The sequence below is a fragment of the Streptomyces sp. NBC_01428 genome, from assembly GCF_036231965.1.
GTDB lineage: Bacteria > Actinomycetota > Actinomycetes > Streptomycetales > Streptomycetaceae > Streptomyces.
Window position 1 is genome coordinate 2955755 of record NZ_CP109499.1, and the last position, 22168, is coordinate 2977922.

22 protein-coding genes are annotated in these 22168 nt (G+C 72.0%); 8 read left to right on the forward strand and 14 right to left on the reverse strand.

What is annotated here, in order from left to right:
* Positions 1-37: 37 nt before the first annotated feature.
* The gene (locus OG406_RS12640) at positions 38-241 is read right to left on the reverse strand and encodes a hypothetical protein (protein WP_028802434.1); all 204 of its coding nucleotides are present in this window, start codon (positions 239-241) and stop codon (positions 38-40) included.
* 381 nt (positions 242-622) lie between these two features.
* Positions 623-904, reverse strand: coding sequence for an acylphosphatase (locus OG406_RS12645; protein ID WP_164374924.1), 282 nt, complete (start codon positions 902-904; stop codon positions 623-625).
* Positions 905-1058: 154 nt separating this feature from the next.
* On the opposite strand from OG406_RS12645, the gene OG406_RS12650 reads away from it, so the two are divergent.
* Positions 1059-2021 (forward strand): CAP domain-containing protein, encoded by a 963-nt coding sequence (locus tag OG406_RS12650; RefSeq protein ID WP_164374925.1) that lies wholly within the window; start codon positions 1059-1061, stop codon positions 2019-2021.
* A 98-nt stretch (positions 2022-2119) separates the two neighbouring features.
* Here OG406_RS12650 and OG406_RS12655 read toward each other — a convergent pair whose 3' ends face one another.
* A complete protein-coding gene (locus OG406_RS12655) occupies positions 2120-2716 on the reverse strand; it encodes a flavodoxin family protein (protein ID WP_329185772.1) in 597 nt (198 codons plus the stop codon).
* 129 nt (positions 2717-2845) lie between these two features.
* Between OG406_RS12655 and OG406_RS12660 the strand changes: the two genes are divergently transcribed.
* The gene (locus OG406_RS12660) at positions 2846-3280 is read left to right on the forward strand and encodes a winged helix-turn-helix transcriptional regulator (protein WP_203661532.1); all 435 of its coding nucleotides are present in this window, start codon (positions 2846-2848) and stop codon (positions 3278-3280) included.
* A 28-nt stretch (positions 3281-3308) separates the two neighbouring features.
* On the opposite strand, the gene mutM is transcribed toward OG406_RS12660, so the two are convergent.
* The 8 genes from mutM to recG form a co-directional block, all read right to left on the reverse strand.
* Complete coding sequence (gene mutM / locus OG406_RS12665; RefSeq protein WP_266616892.1) at positions 3309-4175, reverse strand: bifunctional DNA-formamidopyrimidine glycosylase/DNA-(apurinic or apyrimidinic site) lyase; 867 nt, start codon at positions 4173-4175, stop codon at positions 3309-3311.
* A 183-nt stretch (positions 4176-4358) separates the two neighbouring features.
* A complete protein-coding gene (gene rnc, locus OG406_RS12670; RefSeq protein ID WP_081219639.1) occupies positions 4359-5216 on the reverse strand; it encodes a ribonuclease III in 858 nt (285 codons plus the stop codon).
* 19 nt (positions 5217-5235) lie between these two features.
* Positions 5236-5409 carry a 50S ribosomal protein L32 gene (gene rpmF, locus OG406_RS12675; RefSeq protein WP_006139588.1) on the reverse strand — a complete coding sequence of 58 codons (174 nt, stop codon included), beginning with the start codon at positions 5407-5409 and terminating at the stop codon, positions 5236-5238.
* Positions 5410-5411: 2 nt separating this feature from the next.
* The gene (locus tag OG406_RS12680) at positions 5412-6056 is read right to left on the reverse strand and encodes a YceD family protein (RefSeq protein WP_164374929.1); all 645 of its coding nucleotides are present in this window, start codon (positions 6054-6056) and stop codon (positions 5412-5414) included.
* 175 nt (positions 6057-6231) lie between these two features.
* Positions 6232-7326, reverse strand: a complete 1095-nt coding sequence (locus OG406_RS12685; protein ID WP_327408857.1) for an ATP synthase F0 subunit B — start codon at positions 7324-7326, stop codon at positions 6232-6234.
* Between the two features lie 99 nt (positions 7327-7425).
* The gene (gene coaD, locus OG406_RS12690; protein WP_277625251.1) at positions 7426-7905 is read right to left on the reverse strand and encodes a pantetheine-phosphate adenylyltransferase; all 480 of its coding nucleotides are present in this window, start codon (positions 7903-7905) and stop codon (positions 7426-7428) included.
* Between the two features lie 26 nt (positions 7906-7931).
* The gene (rsmD, locus tag OG406_RS12695) at positions 7932-8558 is read right to left on the reverse strand and encodes a 16S rRNA (guanine(966)-N(2))-methyltransferase RsmD (RefSeq protein ID WP_329190774.1); all 627 of its coding nucleotides are present in this window, start codon (positions 8556-8558) and stop codon (positions 7932-7934) included.
* A 29-nt stretch (positions 8559-8587) separates the two neighbouring features.
* Positions 8588-10804, reverse strand: a complete 2217-nt coding sequence (recG, locus tag OG406_RS12700; RefSeq protein WP_164374935.1) for an ATP-dependent DNA helicase RecG — start codon at positions 10802-10804, stop codon at positions 8588-8590.
* Positions 10805-10966: 162 nt separating this feature from the next.
* Here recG and OG406_RS12705 point away from each other — a divergent pair, with 162 nt between their 5' ends.
* Together OG406_RS12705 and OG406_RS12710 are read left to right on the forward strand one after the other, a co-directional pair.
* On the forward strand, positions 10967-12805 hold the full coding sequence (locus OG406_RS12705; RefSeq protein WP_329185778.1) for an HSP90 family protein: 1839 nt from the start codon (positions 10967-10969) through the stop codon (positions 12803-12805).
* On the forward strand, positions 12802-15849 hold the full coding sequence (locus OG406_RS12710; protein WP_329185780.1) for a tetratricopeptide repeat protein: 3048 nt from the start codon (positions 12802-12804) through the stop codon (positions 15847-15849). Before OG406_RS12705 ends, OG406_RS12710 begins: the two co-directional genes overlap by 4 nt.
* A 69-nt stretch (positions 15850-15918) precedes the next feature.
* On the opposite strand, the gene OG406_RS12715 is transcribed toward OG406_RS12710, so the two are convergent.
* The gene (locus tag OG406_RS12715) at positions 15919-16854 is read right to left on the reverse strand and encodes a LysR family transcriptional regulator (RefSeq protein WP_329185782.1); all 936 of its coding nucleotides are present in this window, start codon (positions 16852-16854) and stop codon (positions 15919-15921) included.
* 86 nt (positions 16855-16940) lie between these two features.
* Here OG406_RS12715 and OG406_RS12720 point away from each other — a divergent pair, with 86 nt between their 5' ends.
* On the forward strand, positions 16941-17870 hold the full coding sequence (locus OG406_RS12720; protein WP_329185783.1) for a DMT family transporter: 930 nt from the start codon (positions 16941-16943) through the stop codon (positions 17868-17870).
* Positions 17871-17897: 27 nt separating this feature from the next.
* Here the strand turns inward: OG406_RS12720 and OG406_RS12725 are convergent, their stop codons facing one another.
* Complete coding sequence (locus tag OG406_RS12725) at positions 17898-19589, reverse strand: DAK2 domain-containing protein (protein WP_329185784.1); 1692 nt, start codon at positions 19587-19589, stop codon at positions 17898-17900.
* Between the two features lie 257 nt (positions 19590-19846).
* Between OG406_RS12725 and rpmB the strand changes: the two genes are divergently transcribed.
* Complete coding sequence (rpmB, locus tag OG406_RS12730) at positions 19847-20032, forward strand: 50S ribosomal protein L28 (protein ID WP_081221832.1); 186 nt, start codon at positions 19847-19849, stop codon at positions 20030-20032.
* A gap of 191 nt (positions 20033-20223) precedes the next feature.
* On the opposite strand, the gene OG406_RS12735 is transcribed toward rpmB, so the two are convergent.
* Positions 20224-21189, reverse strand: a complete 966-nt coding sequence (locus OG406_RS12735; RefSeq protein ID WP_081219628.1) for a thiamine-phosphate kinase — start codon at positions 21187-21189, stop codon at positions 20224-20226.
* 206 nt (positions 21190-21395) lie between these two features.
* Here OG406_RS12735 and OG406_RS12740 point away from each other — a divergent pair, with 206 nt between their 5' ends.
* Together OG406_RS12740 and OG406_RS12745 are read left to right on the forward strand one after the other, a co-directional pair.
* Positions 21396-21629 carry an Lrp/AsnC ligand binding domain-containing protein gene (locus OG406_RS12740; protein WP_164374121.1) on the forward strand — a complete coding sequence of 78 codons (234 nt, stop codon included), beginning with the start codon at positions 21396-21398 and terminating at the stop codon, positions 21627-21629.
* 20 nt (positions 21630-21649) lie between these two features.
* On the forward strand, positions 21650-22165 hold the full coding sequence (locus tag OG406_RS12745; protein ID WP_329185785.1) for a DUF3515 domain-containing protein: 516 nt from the start codon (positions 21650-21652) through the stop codon (positions 22163-22165).
* Positions 22166-22168 lie beyond the last annotated feature (3 nt).

The following is a 22168-nucleotide window of genomic DNA, read 5'->3' on the forward strand; positions in this document are numbered from 1 at the left end:
GGCCGACCACTGCTGTCGTCGTGGTGCGGTGCAGCGATCAGGTGAGCGCAGGCTCCGCCTGGGGTACGTCGATGCTCTCGAGAAGCGAGTCGTGAGAAGCGGCAGCCGCGAGCGCGTCGTTCTCGGCCTGAATCCGTACGAGCTCGGATTCGAGGTCCTGTACGCGCTGCTGGAGCCGTCGCATCTCGGCAATGAGTCGCGGGTCGGAACCGCCGACGTAACCGAGAAGCGCCTTTGCCATGATGGATGGTCCTCCACACTGAGTGACCGACCGGGAAGCGGTGTGGGTCGTGAGGGAATCGCACCCGCGTGCTTGACACTGCTGATGTCCTGCTGCCGTTCCACATGCCAAACAGCTAAGGTGCGCGGGGCTTTCAGAGTCTCACCAAAAAGTTTGACGGTCAACACGATCACGCCCCGTATCGGGGGGCAACCCGCTGTCGCGCGGCTCTGGACCGGCGGCGCTGCGACTCCTGCGGGACCCTCAGGGCGTGGAGATCATCGTTACCCCGCGAGCCTGCCACTTCGCGGCCTTCTTGGCAACCACCAGGCCGTTTCCGCTTCGGGCAGGTGCCCGGGGCATGTACGGAGTGCTTCCGGGAGGCCCTCGCGGGTCACATCGTCAGCGGATCGCGAACCCGTCGTAGATCCCCCGGGGCGTGTCCCAGATCTCAGTGACGCCGTCCACCCGGCCGGGCGTGTCGTCGCCCTGGAGCCAGTCGAGCAGTCTCTGACAGCCGGCGCGAGGGCCCTCCGCGACGACCTGGACGCGTCCGTCCTCCAAATTGAGAGCAAAACCACTCAGCCCGCCGATCTCCAGGGCCCGGGCACGCGTGAACCAGCGGAAACCCACACCTTGGACGCGCCCGCGTACCCAGACGACCAGCCGTACAACCTCGTTCATGGGTGCACGCTAACCGGACAATGTCTCTCTGAGCACTTCCTCCCCTTGCGCCATGGGGTACCGTCCCCACCCAATGAGTCTCATAGGAAACTCACTCTTTCGGGTGAGGTTCATATGAGGATCGCCTGACGCAAGATCGAGGAAGGCCCAAGAGATGGGACGCCACCGACGCCACGACGCCGGCCGCGCCGCCACCGGCCGCGCCACCGACCAGCACGGGGCCGACACGCAGAACTACGGTCCGGAGAACCTGTACGGCTACGCGGCCGTCGCCGATCTCCCGTCCACGTCGTCCGCCCGCTCGCACCGCAAGAAGAAGGGTGCGACCGCGGTACGCACCGGTCTGCTCGGTGTCTCGGCGGCTGTGGCCCTGGGTACCGCGGCTGTCGCGGCGGGCGTGATGCCCGGCGCCGACAACTACGCGCTCGGTGGCGGCGGCGGCAACTCCGACAAGGTGCAGGCCGTCGGCTCGCCCTCCGGTCTGGAGACCCAGCAGGGCGGCACCTCGGGCAGTGCGGAGGCCCACGACGACGACACGGCGACGAGCCGTGACGCCGATCGCGCGGCCACCCCCTCGGCCGCCCCTTCCTCGTCGTCCCCGTCGGCCGCGCCGACGAAGACGCCCTCGAAGAAGCCGAGCGCCGAGCCGACCGAGGAGTCGAAGACCCCCGAGGCCCCGAAGCCCTCCAAGACCGCGACGAAGGCACCGGTGGCCAAGGCCCCGGTGACCGTCTCCGCGGAGACGGCGGCCGAGGCCGAGGTGCTGAAGCTCGTCAACGACGAGCGCTCCAAGGTGGGCTGCAGCCCGGTGTCCGCGAACAGCGCGCTGTCGGACCTGGCGCAGTCGTTCAGCGAGGACATGGCGGCACGCGACTTCTTCGACCACACCGACCCGAGCGGCCTCAGCCCCTGGGACCGTGCGGCGAAGGCCGGCATCACCGGCCTCGGCGGCGAGAACATAGCCCGCGGCCAGACCACGGCCGAAGCGGTCATGGAGGCCTGGATGAACAGCCCCGGCCACCGCGCGAACATACTGAACTGCGACTTCAAGACCCTCGGCGTCGGAGCCCACTTCGGCTCGGGCGGCCCGTGGTGGACGCAGGACTTCGGCTACTGAGCCGACCCCGCACGACCGACCCCGCTCACTCCGGCCCCGCCCGCTCACCGTCACGCGGCTGAGCCCCGTCGGGAACGCTCCGCCGCGCGCCGCCCCGCCTACGCGACCGGCACCGCCGCCGCGCGGCCCAGGGTGAAGATACGGGCCGTCTCGGTGATGCGGCGGCCCAGGTGTTCGGCGGTGGCGACGTCGGAGGGGTGGACCGCGTCGGGGCCCTCGTCGACGTTGGTGGCCGCGGCGGCGCCCGCGAAGACGCCGAGGCGGTTGAGGTCGTGCTCGGAGCCGGCGCTGTTGTTCCAGCCCGGGTGCAGACCGAGGTTGACCCAGTTCATGCCGTGCTGGGCGGCGAGGATCTGGAAGAACTGCAGGGTGTGCAGCTTGTCGCCGCTCTTGGAGCCGGAGTTGGTGAACCCGGCGGCCAGCTTGTCCTTCCAGTCCTGTCCGAACCAGCGCTTCGAGGACGCCTCCGCGAAGACGTGGAAGGCGCCCGACGCGGTGCCCATGTACGTCGGCGACCCGAAGACCACGGCGTCCGAGGCGTCGAGCTGCTCCCACTGCGCGTCGGTGATCGCGTCGACCTGGATGAGGTGGACCTCGGCACCGGCTTCGAGAGCACCCGTGCGCACGGCCTCCGCGAGGACCGCGGTGTGGCCGTAGCCGGAGTGGTAGGCGATGGAGACAACAGGGGTCGTCACAGCAGGACTCCTCAGAGGGCGAGAACGGCAGCAGCGCAGGGGCTGCTCACCGGCGATACCGAAAGGAAAGCACTAACCAGAAGTTAGTGCAACCTTCCGGGAAGCGCTGTGTCTGCGTATGCTGCTCGTATGGAATCCGTCGCCCCCGTGTCCGAGCGTCCCGACCGCGACGAGGGCGCCGCCTGCCCCGACGGCGAGGACCTCGCGTACAACGTGTTCGCGCGCAGCTGCCCGTCCCGGGGCACGCTGGAGCACGTCACCGGCCGCTGGGGCTCGCTCACACTGGGCGCCCTGCACGACGGCACGTTCCGCTTCAACGAACTGCGGCGCCGGATCGACGGCGTCAGCGAGAAGATGCTCTCCCAGACCCTGCACGCGCTGGAACGCGACGGGCTGGTGCACCGGGACGCGCAGCCCACGAACCCGCCCCGCGTCGACTACAGCCTCACGCCGCTCGGCCGTCAGGTCGCCGAGCGCCTGATCGGCCTCATCACGTTCGTGGAGGGCAGCATGGACGAGGTCCTGGAGTCCCGCGGGCGCTACGACACGACGCGCGGGGCATGACCGCCGCCGAGTCCGGAGGGCGCGACGACTAGAGGTCGGCGCCCGGCCGCGGTGCGCGCTGGCAGCGTGGGCAGAAATAGCTGGAGCGGTTCATCCAGGCCCGCCGCCGCATCGGCGTCCCGCAGCGACGGCACGGCTCGCCCTCGCGCCCGTACGCGTCGAGCGAGCGGTCGAAGTAGCCCGACTCACCGTTCACGTTGACGTAGAGGCTGTCGAAGCTCGTGCCGCCGGCGGCGAGGGCGTCGTTCATGACGTCGCGGATGTGGCCGAGGAGTTCGGCCGTGCGCGGCCGGGTCATGGTCCCCGTCGGACGCTCGTAGTGCAGCTTGGAACGCCAGAGCGCCTCGTCCGCGTAGATGTTGCCGACGCCGCTGATCAGCGACTGGTCGAGCAGGGCGCGCTTGATCGTCGTGCGGCGGGCCCGCAGGGCGACGTGGAACGCGGCGTCGTCGAACAGCGGGTCCAGCGGATCGCGGGCGATGTGCGCGATGACGTCGGGCAGTCCGTCGGCGGTGTTCTCGTGCAGCGAGAGGCCCCCGAAGGTCCGCTGGTCGACGAAGCGCAGCTCGGTGCCGAGGGCGTCGTCGAAGCGGAAGCGGATCCGCAGGTGCTTCTCCTCCACGGCCTCCTGCGGCTGCACGAGGAGCTGACCGCTCATCCCGAGATGCGCGAGCACGGAGAACGGCGAATCGTCGAGCGGCAGCCACAGGTACTTGCCGCGCCGCATCGCCTCACCGATCCGCTGCCCCTCCAGCGACTTCGCGAAGCCGTCCGGCCCCGCCAAGTGCCGCCGCACGGCCCGCGGATGACGCACCTCGACGGACTTCACGACCCGCCCGGACACCCAGCGCTCCAAGCCCCGGCGCACGACTTCGACCTCGGGCAACTCGGGCACGGGACTCCTCCGGAGGACGGACTGGGGGTGATGCCGGAAGGGTACATCGCACGCGGCGGGCACTGCCGACGAGGCGTCGAGCCCGCTCCCCCCGGCCCCGCGACACGCACCGGACCCCGCCGCGGCGCTGGTGCGCTGCGACGGGGTCCGGTGGTGCGGTGGTGCGGTGCTTCTTGTGAAGGATCAGGCCGTGGCCGTGTCGGTGGTCGGCGTCGAGGGGGTGTCGGCGGTCCCCTCGGCTTCCTTGGCCGCCAGCTGAGCGGCATGAGCCGCCTGCTCCGCGGCCTGGGCCGACTTCGCGCGTTCGTCCGCGGCGGAACGGATCGCACGCCACGCGGACTCCGCGGCCTGCTGCTCCGCCTCCTTCTTGCTGCGGCCGGTGCCGGTGCCGTACGAGACGCCTCCGACGCGGGCGGCAGCAGTAAAGGTCTTCTCGTGGTCGGGACCGGTCTCCGAGACCAGGTACTCGGGAACACCGAGCCCCTCGGTCGCGGTGAGCTCCTGGAGACTGGTCTTCCAGTCCAGGCCGGCACCGAGGTTCGAGGACTTCTCGATCAGCGGATCGAAGAGCCGGTGGACGAGTTCGCCCGCCGCTTCCAGACCCTGGTCGAGATAGACAGCGCCGATCACCGCTTCAAGGGTGTCGGCGAGGATGGACGCCTTGTCCCGGCCTCCCGTGCCTTCCTCACCCCGGCCGAGCCGGATGAAGAGGCCGAGTTCGAGGCCGCGGCCCACTTCCGCCAGCGCACGAGAATTGACCACCGCGGCCCGCAACTTGGCCAGTTGGCCCTCGGGCAGGTCGGGGTGGGTGCGGTACAGCGTGTCCGTGACCACGAGCCCCAGCACGGAGTCCCCGAGGAACTCCAGGCGCTCGTTGGTCGGCAGACCGCCGTTCTCGTACGCGTAGGAACGGTGGGTCAGCGCACGCACCAGAAGGGCGGACTCGAGCTTGTAGCCGAGCCGCCCTTCCAGAAGCGTGTGGGACGAGGCTGTGTTGTCCGCCTTTTTCTTGGCGTTTGAGTCCGCCTTGGCGTCAGACATCAGACCTCTCACCAGCCGCTCAGACCTCGAGGACCTGGCGCTTGTTATAGGTGCCGCAAGCCGGGCACGCGATGTGCTGCAGCTTGGGCTCGTGGCAGCGCTCGCACGCAACCAGGGTGGGGACCGCAGCCTTCCACTGCGACCGGCGGTGGCGCGTGTTGCTGCGCGACATCTTCCGCTTCGGAACAGCCACGGCTACTTCTCCTGCTTCTCGTCGACGCCAGGTTCGGCGCCGCTCAACTCGTCCTTCTCGCCATCTTCGAGTGAACCGGCGAGTCCCTGCAGTGCCGCCCAACGGATGTCGACGGCGTCATGGTGGTGTTCCGGGTCGTCCGCGAGCCGGGCTCCGCATTCGGAGCACAGGCCCGGGCAGTCGTCCTGGCACACCGGCTGCATCGGCAGTGCGAGCACCACCGCATCACGCAGCACGGGTTCGAGGTCGAACAGTCCGTCCTCGAGGAAGAGCGTGTCCTCGTCGTCCTCGGCGTCGTCGGCCGGCTCCGCCTTGGGGCGGCCCCGGTCATCGGCGTCAGGGTACGAGAACATCTCCTGGAAGTCCGCTGTGAGCACCTGCTCGAGCGGCTCCAGACACCTTACGCACTCCCCCTTGGCCGATGCACGGGCGGTGCCTGTGACAAGCACCCCTTCCATGACCGACTCCAGGCGGAGGTCGAGCTCCACCGGGGCGCCTTCCGGCACTCCGATGACACCCTGGATCCCCAGATCCACGGGGGCGTCGATCGTGCGGTTCAGGCGCTGCAGCGCGCCAGGACGCCGCCCCAGCTCGTGTGTGTCGAACACAAGAGGGTTGCGGTGGTCGAGGCGGGCGTTCAGAGCCATTCCTGCTTTCGATCTTCGAACTCATGGGGACGCCGCCCCTGGTGTTCCGTGGGCAGCGTTGATCGCGGACGTACACGCGACCGAAGAGCCAGGATACTGGACCTTTCGCTCACGGCCCAATCCGGTCCGGGCGCCCCGCTCCGCACCCCGGCGCGCACCCCCGGCGGCCCGGCCGTCAGTGGCCGCCGCGCCCCTGTTCGTAGGCCCTGAGCTGCTCGGCGCTGATCATGCCGGTGTCGAAGAGACTGGTCTCGTCGAGCGCCTGCGCCTGCTGTTCCTGGACCTGCCCCTGCCCCTGCTGCTGGACGTACGCCTGCTGCTGGTTCTGGTCGTAGGCGGCCTGCTGGTCGTACCCCTGCTGCGGGTAGGCCGCGTACGGGTCGGCCTGCTGGTAGCCGTACGGGTCCTGCTGCTGGGCGTACTGCTGCTGATAGCCGTACGGGTCCTGCTGCTGGTGCTGGTAGGCGTACGCCTCCTGCTGCTGGCCGTACGTCGACTGCTGGGCGGGCACCTCGGGGCTCTGGTCGGGCTGCTCCGGGGCCTCGGCCAGATCGGCGAGGCCGGCCAGGTAGTCGGAGTCGCTGGTGTGCAGGCCCGGCGTCCCGTCCTCGCCGAAGGGGGTCAGGTCGCCGAGGTCGTCGCTGGCGATCCGGCCGTGCAGCTTCTGCCGGCCGCGGCCGACGGCCTCCAGCGTCTTGGCGAGGACGGCCTCGAAGGCGCCGAGCTTGATGTCGACGTATTCGTCGGCGTTGCGGCGCAGGGTCTCCGGGTCGTGGCTGCGCTCGGGGGCGTCCTCGTCCTCGTAGCCCTGCTCGTCGACGCCCGGGCCGGTACCGAGGAGCTTCTCGCGGCCGCGGCCGACCGAGCCGAGAGTCTTGGTGAGGACGACCTCGAAGTTGGCGAGCTTGGAGTCGACGTAGTCGTCGGCCTCGGCGCGGATCTCCTCGGCCTCCTGACGGGACTCGGCGAGGATCCGGTCCGCCTCGTTCTGCGAGCGGCGGGCGACCTCGGTGTCGGAGATCAGGGAGCCGCGCTCGGCGTGCGCGGTCTCGATGATCCGCTCGGCCTCCTGACGGGCCTGCTCCACCATCTGCTCGCGGCCGCCGATCAGCTCCTGCGCCTGGGCGAGGGAGCCGGGCAGCGCCTGGCGCACCTCTTCGAGCATCGAGAGCAGGTCGGCGCGGTTGACCACGCACGAGGCCGACATGGGCATGGACCGGGCGCTGCCGACCGCAGCCACGATCTCATCGAGCTTCTTCTGCACGTCCACCGTGTGCTCGCCACTCTCTACAGCTGTGATGGAGACGGACGGGTCGACTGTACGACCACTGCCGCCCCGCCCGACACCGGGTGACGCACTGTCAGGCGCTCAGTGCTTGCCCAGCCGCTCCGTGAGCTGCTCCAGAACCAGTGGCGGCACCAGGTGGCTGATGTCGCCGCCCCACTGCGCGACCTCCTTGACCAGCGAGGAGGACAGGAAGCTGTACGTGGGGCTGGTGGGGATGAAAAGGGTCTCGACTCCCGAGAGGCCGTTGTTCATCTGGGCCATCTGGAGTTCGTAGTCGAAGTCGCTGACCGCGCGCAGGCCCTTCACGATGGCCGGGATGTCGCGCTGCTTGCAGTAGTCGACGAGGAGGCCGTGGTAGGCCTCGACCTGGACATTGCCGAACTCGGCCGTGACCTCGCGGATCAGCTCGATCCGCTCGTCGACCGTGAACAGGCCCTTCTTCGACTGGTTGATCATCACCACGACATGTACGACGTCGTACAGCGGGGAGGCGCGGGCGATGATGTCGAGGTGTCCGTTGGTGATGGGGTCGAATGACCCCGGACAGACGGCGCGGCGCAACAGTGGTCCCTCGCTCTCCGGTCCGGTCATCGTGCGTCTTCGCACGTAGAGGCGGCGCGACCGTACCAAAACGTGCCCTCGCCGTATCGACGGGCCCTGACGGCTTCGAAACCGTCCGGCCACACGAATTCGCCGCCTCTGGTGCTGCGCTCCACGGTGACGAGCGCATCCCCGGTGAGCCAGCCCCCCGTCCGGAGTGTGAGCAGGATCTCGCGAAGATCGTCGTCCGAGACGGCGTACGGAGGGTCGAGGAAGACCAGGTCGTACGGGACGGCGGGCGGCGCCGTGCGGATGATCTGTTCCGCTTTGCCCGCTCTGACCTCGGCGCCCGGCAGGCCCAGGGTCGTCACGTTCTCGCGGATGATCCGGGCCGCGCGGGCGTCCGCCTCGACGAGGAGGGTGTGCGCGGCGCCGCGGCTGAGCGCCTCCAGGCCGACGGCGCCCGACCCCGCGTACAGGTCGAGGACGCGCTCGCCGTCCAGCGGGCCGCCGAGCAGGGACTGCCAGGTGGAGAAGAGGCCCTCGCGCGCCCGGTCGGAGGTGGGGCGGGTGCCGGTGCCCGGCGGGACGGCCAGACGGCGTCCGCCGGCCCGGCCGGCGATCACGCGGGTCATGAGGGTCCTTTGCGCTGGGGGTGTGTCGGTCGCTCCCAGTCTCTCAGCCGACGGCCGGTCACCGCGGCTCAGCCCTTGTCCAGGTACTGCTCGCGCTCCTCGTCGAGCAGGGCGTCCAGGGCGGTGCGCAGCCCGGGCAGGCCGGTCAGCTCGGGATCCGCGGCGACGACCGCGGTGGCCTCCTCGCGGGCCTCCGCGATGATCTCCTCGTCCTCGATGACGGCGAGCATGCGCAGGGAGGAGCGGACGCCGGACTGGGCCTGGCCGAGGACGTCGCCCTCGCGGCGCTGTTCGAGGTCGATGCGGGAGAGTTCGAAGCCGTCCAGCGTGGAGGCCACCGCGGTCAGCCGCTGGCGGGCCGGGCTCGCCTCGGGCATCTCGGAGACCAGCAGGCACAGCCCGGCCGCCGAGCCGCGGCCGACGCGGCCCCGCAGCTGGTGGAGTTGGGAGACGCCGAAGCGGTCGGCGTCCATGATCACCATGGCGGTGGCGTTCGGAACGTTCACCCCGACCTCGATGACCGTCGTCGCGACCAGGACGTCCGTCTCGCCGGCGGCGAAGCGGCGCATCACGGCGTCCTTGTCGTCGGGGTGCATCCTGCCGTGCAGGACCTCGATCCGGAGCCCCTGGAGGGGGCCCTTGGCGAGCTGGGCGGCGACGTCCAGGACGGCCAGCGGCGGACGCTTCTCCGCGTCGTCCTCGGGCGAGGCCTTCTTCCTGCCCTTCTTCGGGTCGTCGTCCTCGTCGCCGATGCGGGGGCAGACGACGTAGGCCTGGTGGCCGTTCTCCACTTCCTCGCGCACGCGCTCCCACGCGCGGGCGAGGAAGTGCGGCTTGTCGGCGGCGGGGACGACATGGCTGGCGATCGGGGATCGGCCGGCGGGCAGCTGGTCGAGGACGGAGGTCTCCAGGTCGCCGAAGACCGTCATCGCGACCGTGCGCGGGATGGGGGTGGCGGTCATGACCAGCAGGTGCGGGGGCTGCTTGCCCTTGCCGCGCAGGGCGTCGCGCTGCTCGACGCCGAAGCGGTGCTGTTCGTCGACCACGACGAGGCCCAGGTCGTGGAACTGGACCTTGTCCTCGATCAGCGCGTGCGTGCCGATGACGAGTCCCGCCTCGCCGGTGACCAGGTCCAGCAGCGCCTGCCGACGGCCCGCCGTCCCCATGGAACCGGTGAGCAGCACGACCTTCGTCGAGTGCTCGGCCCCGCCCAGCATGCCGCCCTCGGCCAGCTCCCCCATCATCTCGGTGATCGACCGGTGATGCTGCTGCGCCAGCACCTCGGTGGGCGCGAGCATCGCGGCCTGCCCTCCGGCGTCGACGACGGCGAGCATGGCGCGCAGGGCCACCATCGTCTTCCCGCTTCCGACCTCTCCCTGGAGCAGTCGGTGCATCGGGTGTTCGGTGGCGAGGCCGTCGAAGATCTCCTTGGAGACCTTCTGCTGGCCCTCGGTGAGGGTGAAGGGGAGCTTGGCGTCGAAGGCGGTGAGCAGGCCGTCCGGGGCGGGGACGCGGGCCACGGCCGGGAGTTGGGCGTCGGCGTGCCGGCGGCGGGCGAGGGCGACCTGGAGGACGAAGGCCTCGTCCCACTTGAGGCGGGCGCGGGCGTCCTCGACGTCCGCCTTGGTGTGCGGGCGGTGGATCTTGAGGAGCGCCTCGGGGAGGGTCACCAGGCCGCGGCCGTCCCGCAGGGAGTCCGGGAGGGGGTCGACGGCCTCCTGGGCGCTCGGGAGGACGGTCTGCACGGACTTGGCGATCTTCCAGGACTCCAGCTTGGCGGTCGCCGGGTAGATCGGGATGAGGGCGCCGGCCCAGCTGTCGACGCTCTCCACGGCCTCGTCGCCGTCCCCGGTCAGCAGTTCGTACGCCGGGTGGGCGAGCTGGAGGCGGCGGTTGAAGACGGAGACCTTGCCGGAGAACATCGCGCGGGTGCCGGGCAGCAGCTCCTTGTGGGGCTTGTGCACGCCGTGTCCGAAGAAGACCAGTTGGAGGCGGCCGCTGCCGTCCGTGATGGTGACCTCCAGGCGCTGGCCCTTGCCGCGGGGCGCCTTGGAGGAGGCGAAGGTGTGCAGGCGCGCGTCGGCGACCTGGGCGACCACGGTCACGTGCTCGTCCAACGGCAGGTCGGCGAGGTGGGTGAGCTGTCCCCGCTCCTCGTATCTGCGCGGGTAGTGGTGCAGCAGATCGCCGACGGTGTGCAGGCCGAGGTGCTCGGCCATCACCTTCGCGGTGGCGGCACCGAGCGCCTTCTTCAGTGGTTCATCGAGCACGGGCACGAGATCCATTGCACACCACACCACTGACATTGCCGTATACGTCCTGGAAATCCGCTGGTCAGACGGCTGGTTCCGCGCCTAGGATGACGCGCTCCGGCCCTTTCGCGGTCACCGTCCCCCGGGACCGCCCGACCCCGCGCCGTCGCACGTCCCCCCACCGGCGCAGCGACGATGGACTCCCAGACCTCACAGCCTTCTCCGGCCTCCCCGTCTCCTCACACGTTCCAGGTGGACCTGCGCGGTCTGGTCGACCTGCTCTCCCATCACCTGTACTCCAGTCCCAAGGTCTATCTGCGCGAACTGCTGCAGAACGCCGTCGACGCGATCACCGCGCGGCGCGCCGAGCAGCCGGACGCGCCCGCGACGGTGCGGTTGCACGCCGAGGACGGCACGCTGCACGTGGAGGACTCGGGCATCGGGCTCACGGAGTCCGACGTGCACAGTCTGCTCGCGACGATCGGCCGCAGTTCCAAGCGCGACGACGGCCTGGAGTCGGCCCGTTCGGACTTCCTCGGCCAGTTCGGGATCGGGCTGCTGGCCTGCTTCGTCGTGGCCGAGCGCATCCGGGTGGTCAGCCGCAGCGCGCGGACGCCCGACGCGGCGCCGGTCGAGTGGACGGCGGCCGACGACGGTTCGTACACCGTGCGCACCCTGCCGCACTCGGCTCGCCCCGAACCGGGCACCACCGTGCACCTGGTGGCGCGCGCGGGGGCCGGCGAGTGGCTGAGCGCCGAGCGCGTCAGGTCGCTGGCACGGGACTTCGGGGCGCTGCTGCCGTACGACGTGCGGGTGGGCGACGAGCCGATCGCGGACCTTCCGGCGCCCTGGGACCGCTCCTATCCGAGCCCGGCCACGCGGCGGGTGGCACTGGCCCGGCACTGTCACGACCTGTTCGGGTTCACTCCGCTGGACTCGATCGACCTGGACGTGCCGCTCGCCGGGATCCGGGGTGTCGCCTATGTGCTGCCGTCCGCGGTCAGCCCGGCCCAGCGGGCGAGTCACCGGGTGCACCTGAAGGGCATGCTGCTCACCGAGCGGGCCGAACAGCTGCTGCCCGACTGGGCGTTCTTCGTGCGCTGCGTCCTCGACACCGACAGCCTGCGGCCCACCGCGTCGCGCGAGTCGCTGTACGAGGACGAGACGCTCGCGGCCGTACGGGAGGCGTTGGGCGAGCGCATCCGGTCCTGGCTGACGGGGCTCGCGGCGGGCGATCCGGAGCGGCTGGCCGCGTTCCTCTCGGTGCATCACCTGGGGGTGAAGTCGCTGGCGCGGCACGATCCGGAGATGCTGCGCACGATGCTGCCGTGGCTGCCCTTCGAGACGACCGACGGACGGCTGTCGCTGGAGGAGTTCGCGCAGCGGCACCCGGTGGTGCACTTCACGCGGACGGTGGAGGAGTACCGGCAGGTCGCGCCGATCGCCTCCGCGCAGGGCGTCGGGGTCGTCAACGGCGGCTACACGTACGACAGCGAGCTGGTCGAGGCGCTGCCGTCGGTGCGTCCGGGCACGGTCGTCTCGGAGCTGGACGCGGACACCGTGACCGCGCACCTGGACGGGGTGGACCCGGCCGAGGAGCTGGCGCTCGCGCCGTTCCTGGCGGCGGCGCGGGCCCGGCTCGACCCGCTGGGCTGCGACGTCGTCCTGCGGGCCTTCCATCCGCTGTCGGTGCCCGCGCTGCACCTGGACGACCGTGCGGCCCGGCACGAGCAGGCCCGCGCGGACGCCGAGGAGCAGGCCGACGACCTGTGGGCGGGCATCCTGGGCTCGCTGCGCGGCAGCGCCCCGCGCGCGCGGCTGGTCCTCAACCACCTCAACCCGTTGATCCGGCGCATCAGTTCGCTCGACGAGCCGGACCTGATCGGCACGGCCACGGAGTCGCTCTACGGGCAGGCCCTGCTGATGGCGCAGCGCCCGTTGCGTCCGGCGGACTCCGCGCTCCTGAACCGTGCGTTCATCGGTCTCCTGGAGTGGGCCACGCACACCGACCCCGGAAAGGACGACCGGCGATGAACCCGGCCATGGACTTCGACACGCTGCGCCGGGCGATGGCGGACAACTACGGGCAGCCGGAGGGGCCGGCCCGCAACGCGCGCGCGGAGCAGCTGCTCGTGGAGGCCGAGAAGCTGGGCATCCCGCTCGCGGTGATCGAGGCGCTCGGACACCAGCTGAAGGTCTACAACTACAGCTCGGAGAAGGGCAAGATGTTCGTGCCCTTCGCGCGCCTGCTGCGCATGTGGGACGAGCGTCCCGAGGACTTCGACGAGTACGAGATCCACTCCCTGCACTGGGTCTTCAAGTGGATGTCGGCGGGCATGCTCGACCAGCCGCACGTCCCGCTCGCCTCCATAGAGAAGTGGCTCGGCGAGATGGAGCACCGCTACCGGCTCGCCGGCCATTCCGAACGGGCGGTGCGCAGTGCCGAGTTCAGTGTCGCCGCGCACCTGGGCGACCTGGCGCGGGCCGAGCGGGCGTACGGCGCCTGGCTCGCCGCGGACCGCGACACCATGGCCGACTGCCACGCGTGCGAGCTGCACGGGCAGGGGTGGTGGCGGTCGGTGCGGGGCTCCGACGGGGAGGCGCTGGAGTTGTGGGCGCCGGTGCTGGAGGGCGAGTACAGCTGTGCCCACGAGCCGCACACGGTGCTCGCGTCGTCGCTGTTGCCGCTGCTGCGTCTCGGGCGGGTCGAGGAGGCGCGCGCCCACCATCTGCGCGGCTTCCGGCTGGTGCGGGCCATGGAGAGCATGCGGGGCGCGTACGCGGACCATGTGGAGTTCTGTGCCGTCACCGGCAACGAGGCGCGCGCGCTGGAGCTCCTCGCGGAGCGTCCTGCCTACTTCACGGACTCCGGGGACCCGCGCAGCAAGCTGGAGTTCATGGCGGTGGTGGCGCTCCTGATGGACCGCCTGACCGCTCTGGGGCTCGGGGAGCAGACGGTTCCCGGGCCCGTCGGGCGGGTGTGGACGGCGGCGGAACTCGCCGTGCACGCGCGCGGGGAGGCGCTCGCGCTGGCCGGGCGTTTCGACGCGCGCAACGGCACGTCGTACGTGAGCGAGCGGGCCCGGGCGCGGATGGACCGGCCGGCGCTCGTCGACCGGCTGCCGCTGGGCGTTCGGTCCGTGCGCTCCGCCCGCGCCGGTCGGCAGGCGCCGATCGTGGCCCCCGCTCCCCCGCAGGCCGCCCAGGAGGCCGCGGCGCGGGGCGGGAGCACGGCGGCCGGCCTGGACGCGCTGCTCGCGGAGGCCCGGGGGCTGACCGCGCGCCGCAGTCCCGACGCCGTGGAGGCGTGGGCGGCGGTCTCGCGCGCCGCCGAGGGGCACGAGCTGGACGTCCACGACCGTGCGGCGATCGCCGATCACGCGGCGATGGGCCGGGGCCCGCAGGGCATCGGCCTGTTCCTGGAGGCGGCCGACCTGTACGCGGAGGCGGGTGACCCGGGCGAGGCGCTGGCGGCGCGTTCCCGTGCCGCGTACGTCCGGGCGCTGACCGGGGATACCGAGGAGGCCCTGGCCACCGGCGCCGAACTGCGCGAGCAGGTCCTCGCGCTCTTCGGGGAGGGCGGCACCGGGGTGGCGCAGACGGCGTCGGTGCTGGTGGGCCGGGCGCGGACGCTGATGCACCGGGTGGACGAGGCGGAGTCGGCACAGGAGAGCGCCCCGCCCGGCGGTCCGGGTCCGCGGGACGACGTCCTGGCCGTCGCGGAGGCTGCCGCACGCGAGCTGCTGGCACTGGTGGAGCCGCACGGCGCCGACGACGTGGCCGTGGCCTCGCGCGGCGCGGAGGCCCACGCGATGCTCGGGGAGCTGGCGGCACGCGCCGGGGACGGGGAGGCGGCCGTCGCGTCGCTCACCCTGGCCGTCGACGGATTCGTGGCGGCGGGGCTGCCGTGGTTCGCGGTCGAGTACGACTCCCGGCTCGCCGGGATCGCCCTGCACCTGGGCGATCCGGAGTTGGCGGAGCGGTCGACGCGGGCGGCCCTGGAGCACGGCGGGTCCCACCTGGAGCCGGCCGGGCAGGCCCAGCTGCAGCTGCGGCTGGCGGAGATCCTGGCGGCGCGGGGGCAGGTGGGCCCCGCCGCGGAGCACGCCCTGGAGGCGGCGCACTGGGCCGACGAGGCGGGCGAGGCGGGCACCCTCGGCGCCTGGGCGCGTCACCAGCTCGGCGGGTTCCTGCTCCGTCAGGGACGGTGGGCGGAGGCGGCCGAGATCCTGGAGTCGGCGCTGCCCGATCTGACCGGCGAGATGCACGGCGACGGCGCGATCGTGCAGACGCGCTGGTGGCTCGGCGACTGTCTGACCGAGCTGGGCGAGCACCGCGGGGCGGCCGAGCACTGGCTGCGGGCCGCGGACATCGCCCGGCACTGGCCCGAGCAGCGGGACCACGCGATGCTCGCCCATCTCGCCGCCGAGGCCCTCGGGCACGCCGGGCTGACCGTGGAGGCGGACCGGGCCTACGCCCGGGCCGGCGACCTGTGGCGCGAGCTGGGCAACGTGGACGGACTGGTCCGGTCGCTCCGGGCGCGCGCGTGGGCAGCGGCACGGACCGACGAGAACCTCGACGGGGCACGGGCGTTGATGGAGGCGGCACTGCGGGAGTGCGCGTCGGCGGTGGAGGGCCCGGCGGAGGCTGTCGGCCCGTCGGGGACCGCGCCCGGTGCCGGAGCGGACGACGAGGCGGTGGAGGCCGAGGACGCGCGACGCCGGATGGTCGCCGAACTCGGCCACACGCACCGGCAGTTCGGGGACCTGGTCGCCCGTTCGGTGCCGGACGACGCGGAAGAGGCCGCCGCGCGGGTCGCGTTCGAGGAGTCCCTCGGGCATCTCGACCGCGCTGTCGCGGTGTTCGCCTCCCTCGGGGACGACGTGCTCGACGCCCGTACCGGTGCCGAACTCGCCGCCGGCCGGCTGGAGGCGGACCTGGGCCGGCCCGAGTCCGCGGTGGCCCGCGCCCGTGCGGTGCTCGACGCCTGCTCCCGCCTGGACGGGGACATCGCCGAGGCCCGCCGCGCGGAGGCAGAACGGCTGCGGGAACTCATGGAGAGGCCGCAGAAGGCCTGAGCCGGTCGCGGCGGTGTGCCGGTTCCTCTCGGCTCCGGCACGCCTCGTCCCGGACCGGGGCCGGAACCCTCAGGTACGCCCGCCCACGGGCCGCGTCGCCTGCCCGGTGTCCCCCTCGCGGATCGTCTCCGCCGCCTCGCGGAGTTCGGCGAGGACCCTGCGGACCGCCTTGCGCGCCGCGCGCTCGGGGCGGTGCAGGACGTCGATGCGGCGCACGGCGTGGACGCCGGCGAGCGGGCGCAGGACCAGGGCGGGATGCGGGCGGGTGGTCCAGCGGGGCATCAGGGCGATCCCGCCGCCCGCGGCGACCGTCTCCGCGACGACCGCGAACTCGTTGATGCGGTGCACGATGTCGAGCCGCCGGTTCGCGGCGGTCGCGATGGCCTCGACGGTGGCCATCAGCGGGAAACCGTCGTGCACGGTGATCCAGGGGCGGTCCGCGACGTCCTCCGGGGTGAGGTGCTCCCGGCGGGCCAGGGGGTCGTCGGCCGGGAGGGCGACGTCGAGCGGTTCGCGCAGCAGGGTCGTCGCGGTGACCGTGCGCGGCCAGGGCGGCGCCTGGCCGAGGTGGTGGGCGAGGACCAGGTCGTAGTCGCGCGTGAGCCGGGGGAACTGGTCCTGGGCGACGTCCTCGTCGGCGAGCGAGAGGCGCGGCGCCTCCGGTGTCCGGCCGCGCAGCAGGACCGGGAAGAAGGTGGAGGCGGCGCTGTGGAAGGCCGCCAGCGACACCTGGCCGGCCGGTTCGTCGACGAAGTCGTCGACGGTGTGCCGGGCCCGGGCGAGAGCGGTCTCGACCTCGATCGCCGCGCCGGCCAGCGCGCGCCCCGCGTCCGTGAGCACCAGCCGCCGTCCGTCCCGTTCGGTGAGCGGGACCGGCATCGCGCGTTGCAGCAGGCGCAGGTGCTGGGAGATCGCGGAGGGGGTCATCAGCAGCGCCTCGGCGACGGCGGTGACACTGCCCAGCTCCCCGAGTTCCCGCAGGATCCGCAGTTGCCTCTCGTTCATCCGGGCATCGTAGGTGTAGTGCTTCTTCAAGGTCCTTGAAGAAGGTGACTCTGTGCTTCAGCGTCACGGTGCGGGAGCGTGGGGGCGTGTCCCGAGTCCGCAGCACCGACGCGGTGCTCCTCCTTGTCGCCGCCGTCTGGGGTTCCAGCTATCTGGCCGCGAAGACCGCCACGTCCGCGCTCCCCGTCCTGCTCGTCCTGTTCGCGCGGTACGGCATCTCGGCCGCCGCCTGTCTCCTCGTCGTCGCCCTCGGGAAGGGCGCGGGCCGCTGCACACGGGACGAGCTGCGGCTCGGGTCGGTGCTGGGGGTCACGCAGGCCGCGATCCTGGTCCTGGAGACGTACGGTGTCGCCCACACCAGCGCGGCGAACGCGGGCCTGATCATCAGTCTCACGGTGGTGCTCACCCCCCTCCTCGACCGTTCGGCGGGTGCGGCGGGACTGCCCCCTCGCTACTTCGCCGCGACCGGCGTGTGCCTCTTGGCCGTCGGGCTCCTGGTGTCGGGCAACGGCTTCCACGAGCCGCGCTCCGGCGACCTGTTGATGCTCGCGGCCGCGCTGGTCCGTGCCGCTCACGTGGCCCTCGTGGGGCGCCTCACCGCCCGCCGGCCGGTAAGGCCCTTGCAGATCACGGCCGTTCAGACGGTCGTCGGCACGGCTCTGTTCCTGGTTCCGGTGGCGGGCAGCCTGCCAAGACTCGGCGAGGTCGGTGCCGCCGGCTGGGGGCAACTGCTCTATCTCGCCCTGTTCTGCAGTGTGTTCGCGTTCCTCGCGCAGACCTGGGCGGTGCAGCGCAGCTCCGCGAGCCGCGCCAGCCTGCTGCTGGGCACGGAGCCGGTGTGGGCCGTGGCCGTCGGCATCGGGCTGGGCGGCGAACACCTCACCGTGCTCACCGCTCTCGGTGCCGTGCTGATGGTCGCCGGAACCTACTGGGGGCAGGCCGTCGAACGCTCCTTCAGAGCCTCGACGCCCTCGGAGGTTCCCCGCCCGAGGTCGACGGACCCGACGGTCGCGTGACCGGCCCGGCAGGGGTCCCGCCGCCGGTCACTCGACCCCGATGAGCAGCAGCGCGCCCTGCCGGCCGCCCCGGTACACGACGGTGTCCACGGCCAGGTAGGCCTCCCGCACCCGGGCTTCGAGGCGGGTGGCGACGGCGTCGGGGGTCTCGTCGCCGAGGACCAGGGTGACCATCTCGCCGCCGGCGGCGAGCATGCGGTCGAGGACGGTCTCCGCCGTGGTCGTGACGTCGGCGCCGATGACGGCGACGTCGCCGTCGATGAGGCCGAGGACGTCCCCGGCCTGGCAGATCCCGGCCATGGTCCAGGACTGCCGTTCGGCGAAGGCGACTTCGGCGTAGCGGGTGGCGCCGGCGGCCGAGGTCATGGCGACGACGTCCTCGTCGAAGCGGCGTTCCGGCTCGTGCACGGCGAGCGCCGCGATGCCCTGCACGGCGGAGCGGGTGGGGATGAGCGCGACCCGGACACCTTCGGTGCGGGCCTGTTCGGCGGCGGCCGCGGCGGTGTGGCGCAGGTCGGCGTCGTTGGGCAGCAGCACGACCTCGAGCGCGTGGGCCCGGCGTACGGCCTGGACGAGTTCACCGCTGGCGGGCGGCTCCCCGGGCCGGGCCAGCACGGTGGTCGCCCCGGCCTCCGCGTACAGCCCGGCCAGGCCCTCTCCGGGTACGACGGCCACGACGGCGCGCTGTGCCCGTTCCCGGGGCGGCCGTGCCGCTCCCCCGGCGTGGACGTCTCCGAGCCCGAAGTGGGTGATGCGGATGCGGTGCGGGCGCCCCGCCTCGACGCCCGCCTCGACGGCGGCACCGGCGTCGTCGACGTGCACATGGACGTTCCACAGGCCGTCGCCGCCGACCACCACGAGGGAGTCGCCGAGTCCGTCGAGCCGCTCGCGCAGCCGGTCCACGGCGGCGTCGTCCGCCTCCAGGAGATAGATCACCTCGAAGGCGGGACCGCTCTCCCCGGCCGCTCCGTCGCCGCAGGTCCCGGCCTCGGCGCCGTCCGGTCCCTCCGGTGTTCCGTCGGTCTGCGCGGGGAGGGCCGCGGAGCCGGGCGTCTGCCGCGGCGCCTCGCCCGTGAACGTCTGCACCAGCGCCGACAGGACCGCCACCAGACCTCGTCCGCCCGCGTCGACCACGCCGGCCCGCTCCAGCACGGCCAGCTGCCCGGTCGTCGCGGTGAGCGCGACGCGCGCTCCGTCGTAGGCCGCCCTCGCGACGCTCCCGCAGTCCCCCTCGGCGTCGGAGGCGGCGTCGGCCGCTGCCGTCGCGACGGTGAGGACGGTGCCCTCGACGGGGTGGGCGACGGCCTGGCGCGCCGACTCGGCCGCGTGCCGCAGAGCCCGACGCAGCCCCTGGCCGTCGGTGTGGGCACTGTCACTGTCGGCCGCGAGGACCTGCGCCATGCCCCGCAGCAGCTGCGCGAGGATCGTCCCGGAGTTGCCCCGGGCGCCGATCAGGGCTCCGTGCGCCATCGCCCGTACGGCGTCGGCGAGGGACGGGGGCGCCGAGGCGGCGGCCATCGCGTGGCCCGCGAACACCGCCTCGACGGCGGCGGCCGCCGACTCCACCGTCAGATACAGGTTGGTGCCGGTGTCCCCGTCGGCCACCGGGTAGACGTTGATCGCGTCGATCTCCTCGCGCGCCCGGCCGAGGGACTCCAGCGCGAGCCCGCACCAGGTACGCACCGCGAGAGCATCGAATGTCTGCGGTCCCTGCGGCACCTGCGCCTCCTTGAGCTGCTGGACGTGGGTCGCAGCGTAGACCCAGCAAGGGTTACCGCCGGTAGGGGGTCCGGTGAGGGGTGGGCGGGGGGTCGGCCGGGTCATGGTAGTTTCGTTCTCCGGACGCAGTCGTTGTATGCTGCTCCAGTTGCCCGATCCACTCGGGCCATCCCCCTGGCACCGCCACTCAGATCCTAGATCTTGATTCCGGCCTGCCGGGATCAACCGTAAGTGCATCTGAAGTCTTTGGAGTGACCGTGGCTGCCAATTGCGATGTCTGCGGCAAGGGGCCGAGCTTCGGCAACAACATCTCGCACTCGCACCGCCGTACGTCCCGTCGCTGGAACCCCAACATCCAGCGCGTCCGTACCGTTGTGGGCGGGACGCCGAAGCGCGTGAACGCTTGCACCTCGTGCATCAAGGCCGGCAAGGTCACGCGCTGACAACCGCCAGCGCGCGGCCACTGCTGGTTCGCTTGCACTGAACCCGTCCACCTCCGAGTGGGCGGGTTTTTTGCTGCCCGGACACCGGCGGCACCCGGCGGCCGGGAGGGTTCGCCCCTCGTACCTCCGGGGTACGCGGAAGCGCGGCGCACGCCGTCGGGCGCGCACCGCACCGGGTTCCGCGGCCGCGCTCAGGACTCGATGTCCCCGAAGTGGTCCCAGCCGCCCTTGCTCGTCCAGGGGGCTCCGTCCACGGTGACCTGCGGAAGCGCCGACGGGTTGAGGACCTCGCCGATCACCTTCCAGCGCGCGGGCAGCTTCACGTCCGGCGGGAACGTCGCGACGATCGCGTGGTCCTCCCCGCCGCTCAGCACCCACTGGATGGGGTCGACGCCGACGGCCTGCCCGATGTCGTTCATCTGGGACGGCACGTCGATGTCCCCGGAGCGGACGTCGATGCGCACCTTGCTCGCCTCGGCGATGTGCCCGAGGTCCGCGATCAGTCCGTCGCTCACGTCCGTCATCGAGGTCGCGCCGAGTCCGGCGGCCGCGGGACCCGCGTGGTACGGCGGTTCGGGGCGGCGGTGGGCCTCCACGAACGCCCGCGGCGAGCGGAACCCGCGGGAGAGCACCGCGAACCCGGCCGCGGACCAGCCCAGCCAGCCCGTCACGGCCACGACGTCGCCGGGCTGGGCTCCGCCCCGGGTGACCGGCTCGTGGTTGCGCAGATCGCCGAGCGCGGTGATCGCCACGGTGATGGTCTCGCCCCGTACGACATCGCCGCCGACCACGGCAGCCCCCGCGACCTGGCACTCGTCGCGCAGCCCGTCCATCAGCTCGGACGGCCAGGTGGCCGGGAGTTCGGCGGGCACGACCAGGCCGAGCAGCAGCGCGGTCGGCACGGCGCCCATCGCGGCGATGTCCGCGAGGTTCTGCGCGGCGGCCTTGCGGCCGACGTCGTACGCCGTGGACCAGTCGCGGCGGAAGTGCCGTCCCTCCAGGAGGATGTCGGTGCTCGCCACGACCCTGCGGTCCGGCGCTGCCACCACCGCGGCGTCGTCGCCGGGGCCGACCCGGACCGCCGGGGTGGTGGTGAGACGCGAGGTGAGCTCTCGGATGAGCCCGAACTCCCCCAACTCGCCCACGGTGCCCTTCATGATCGTCGTGCTCCCTCTGTCGCTGCTCGTGCCCGGTCGCGAGCGGTGTCCGTACTCGGTACGGTCGAATCGACCGTCAACTTGTGCCGTCCCTGCACCCCGGCGCGCAAGCCCCAGTCACCGCGGGTCTCCCCGCGGCGAGCGGCAACGCGATACCGTGGCGTTCCTTTTCCCCACATGATCCTCGTGGCCGCCCTGGAGGTTCCGTGGTACAGGCGTACATCCTGATCCAGACGGAGGTCGGCAAAGCGTCGACCGTCGCCGAGACGATCAGCAAGATTTCGGGGGTGATCCAGGCCGAGGACGTGACAGGACCGTACGACGTGATCGTGCGTGCCCAGGCAGAGACCGTGGACGAACTCGGCCGCATGGTGGTCGCCAAGGTCCAGCAAGTGGACGGCATCACCCGCACCCTGACCTGCCCGGTCGTTCACCTGTAGCCCCCGTCTACCCTTGGCCGGTGAACTTCTTCCGTCACCGGCACGCCGCTCTCCTCGGGCTGCCCGTCATCGCGGTTCTGACCGCGATCGCGGGCTGCTCCTCAGCAGACGACAACGCGTCCGTCGTGGTTCCGAGCCCGGGGCAGAAGGCCGCCGAGCTGTGCCGGAACCTGGACAAGGCGCTGCCGCGGACGTTGGACGGCCACAGCCGTGAGGACCCGGGGCCCCGGTCCGCGCTGACCGCGGGCTGGGGAAGCCCGGCGACGGCGATCATACTGCGCTGCGGTGTCGAACGGCCGCCGAAGATGACCGACCCGAAGGTGGCCTCGGGCAACGACCCGAAGGCGGTCGGCGGCGGTGTGAACGGCGTCGACTGGCTGATGGAGAAGCGGGACGACGGGTCCACCCGCCTCACCACCGCGCTGCGCAAGACCTACGTCGAGGTCACGGTGCCGAAGGGCGACGACGTCTCCGGCGTACTCGTCGGACTGGCGGCCTCCGTCAAGAAGGCGATCCCCAAGGGGATCGCCGACTGACAC

Excerpts from the sequence above, each read along its gene's own strand:
- OG406_RS12640 (WP_028802434.1), bottom strand. The coding sequence starts at position 241 with ATGGCAAAGGCGCTTCTCGGTTACGTCGGCGGTTCCGACCCGCGACTC.
- OG406_RS12645 (WP_164374924.1), bottom strand. The coding sequence starts at position 904 with ATGAACGAGGTTGTACGGCTGGTCGTCTGGGTACGCGGGCGCGTCCAA.
- OG406_RS12650 (WP_164374925.1), top strand. The coding sequence starts at position 1,059 with ATGGGACGCCACCGACGCCACGACGCCGGCCGCGCCGCCACCGGCCGC.
- OG406_RS12660 (WP_203661532.1), top strand. The coding sequence starts at position 2,846 with ATGGAATCCGTCGCCCCCGTGTCCGAGCGTCCCGACCGCGACGAGGGC.
- rnc (WP_081219639.1), bottom strand. The coding sequence starts at position 5,216 with ATGTCTGACGCCAAGGCGGACTCAAACGCCAAGAAAAAGGCGGACAAC.
- OG406_RS12680 (WP_164374929.1), bottom strand. The coding sequence starts at position 6,056 with ATGGCTCTGAACGCCCGCCTCGACCACCGCAACCCTCTTGTGTTCGAC.
- recG (WP_164374935.1), bottom strand. The coding sequence starts at position 10,804 with ATGGATCTCGTGCCCGTGCTCGATGAACCACTGAAGAAGGCGCTCGGT.
- OG406_RS12705 (WP_329185778.1), top strand. The coding sequence starts at position 10,967 with ATGGACTCCCAGACCTCACAGCCTTCTCCGGCCTCCCCGTCTCCTCAC.
- OG406_RS12710 (WP_329185780.1), top strand. The coding sequence starts at position 12,802 with ATGAACCCGGCCATGGACTTCGACACGCTGCGCCGGGCGATGGCGGAC.
- OG406_RS12715 (WP_329185782.1), bottom strand. The coding sequence starts at position 16,854 with ATGAACGAGAGGCAACTGCGGATCCTGCGGGAACTCGGGGAGCTGGGC.
- OG406_RS12735 (WP_081219628.1), bottom strand. The coding sequence starts at position 21,189 with ATGAAGGGCACCGTGGGCGAGTTGGGGGAGTTCGGGCTCATCCGAGAG.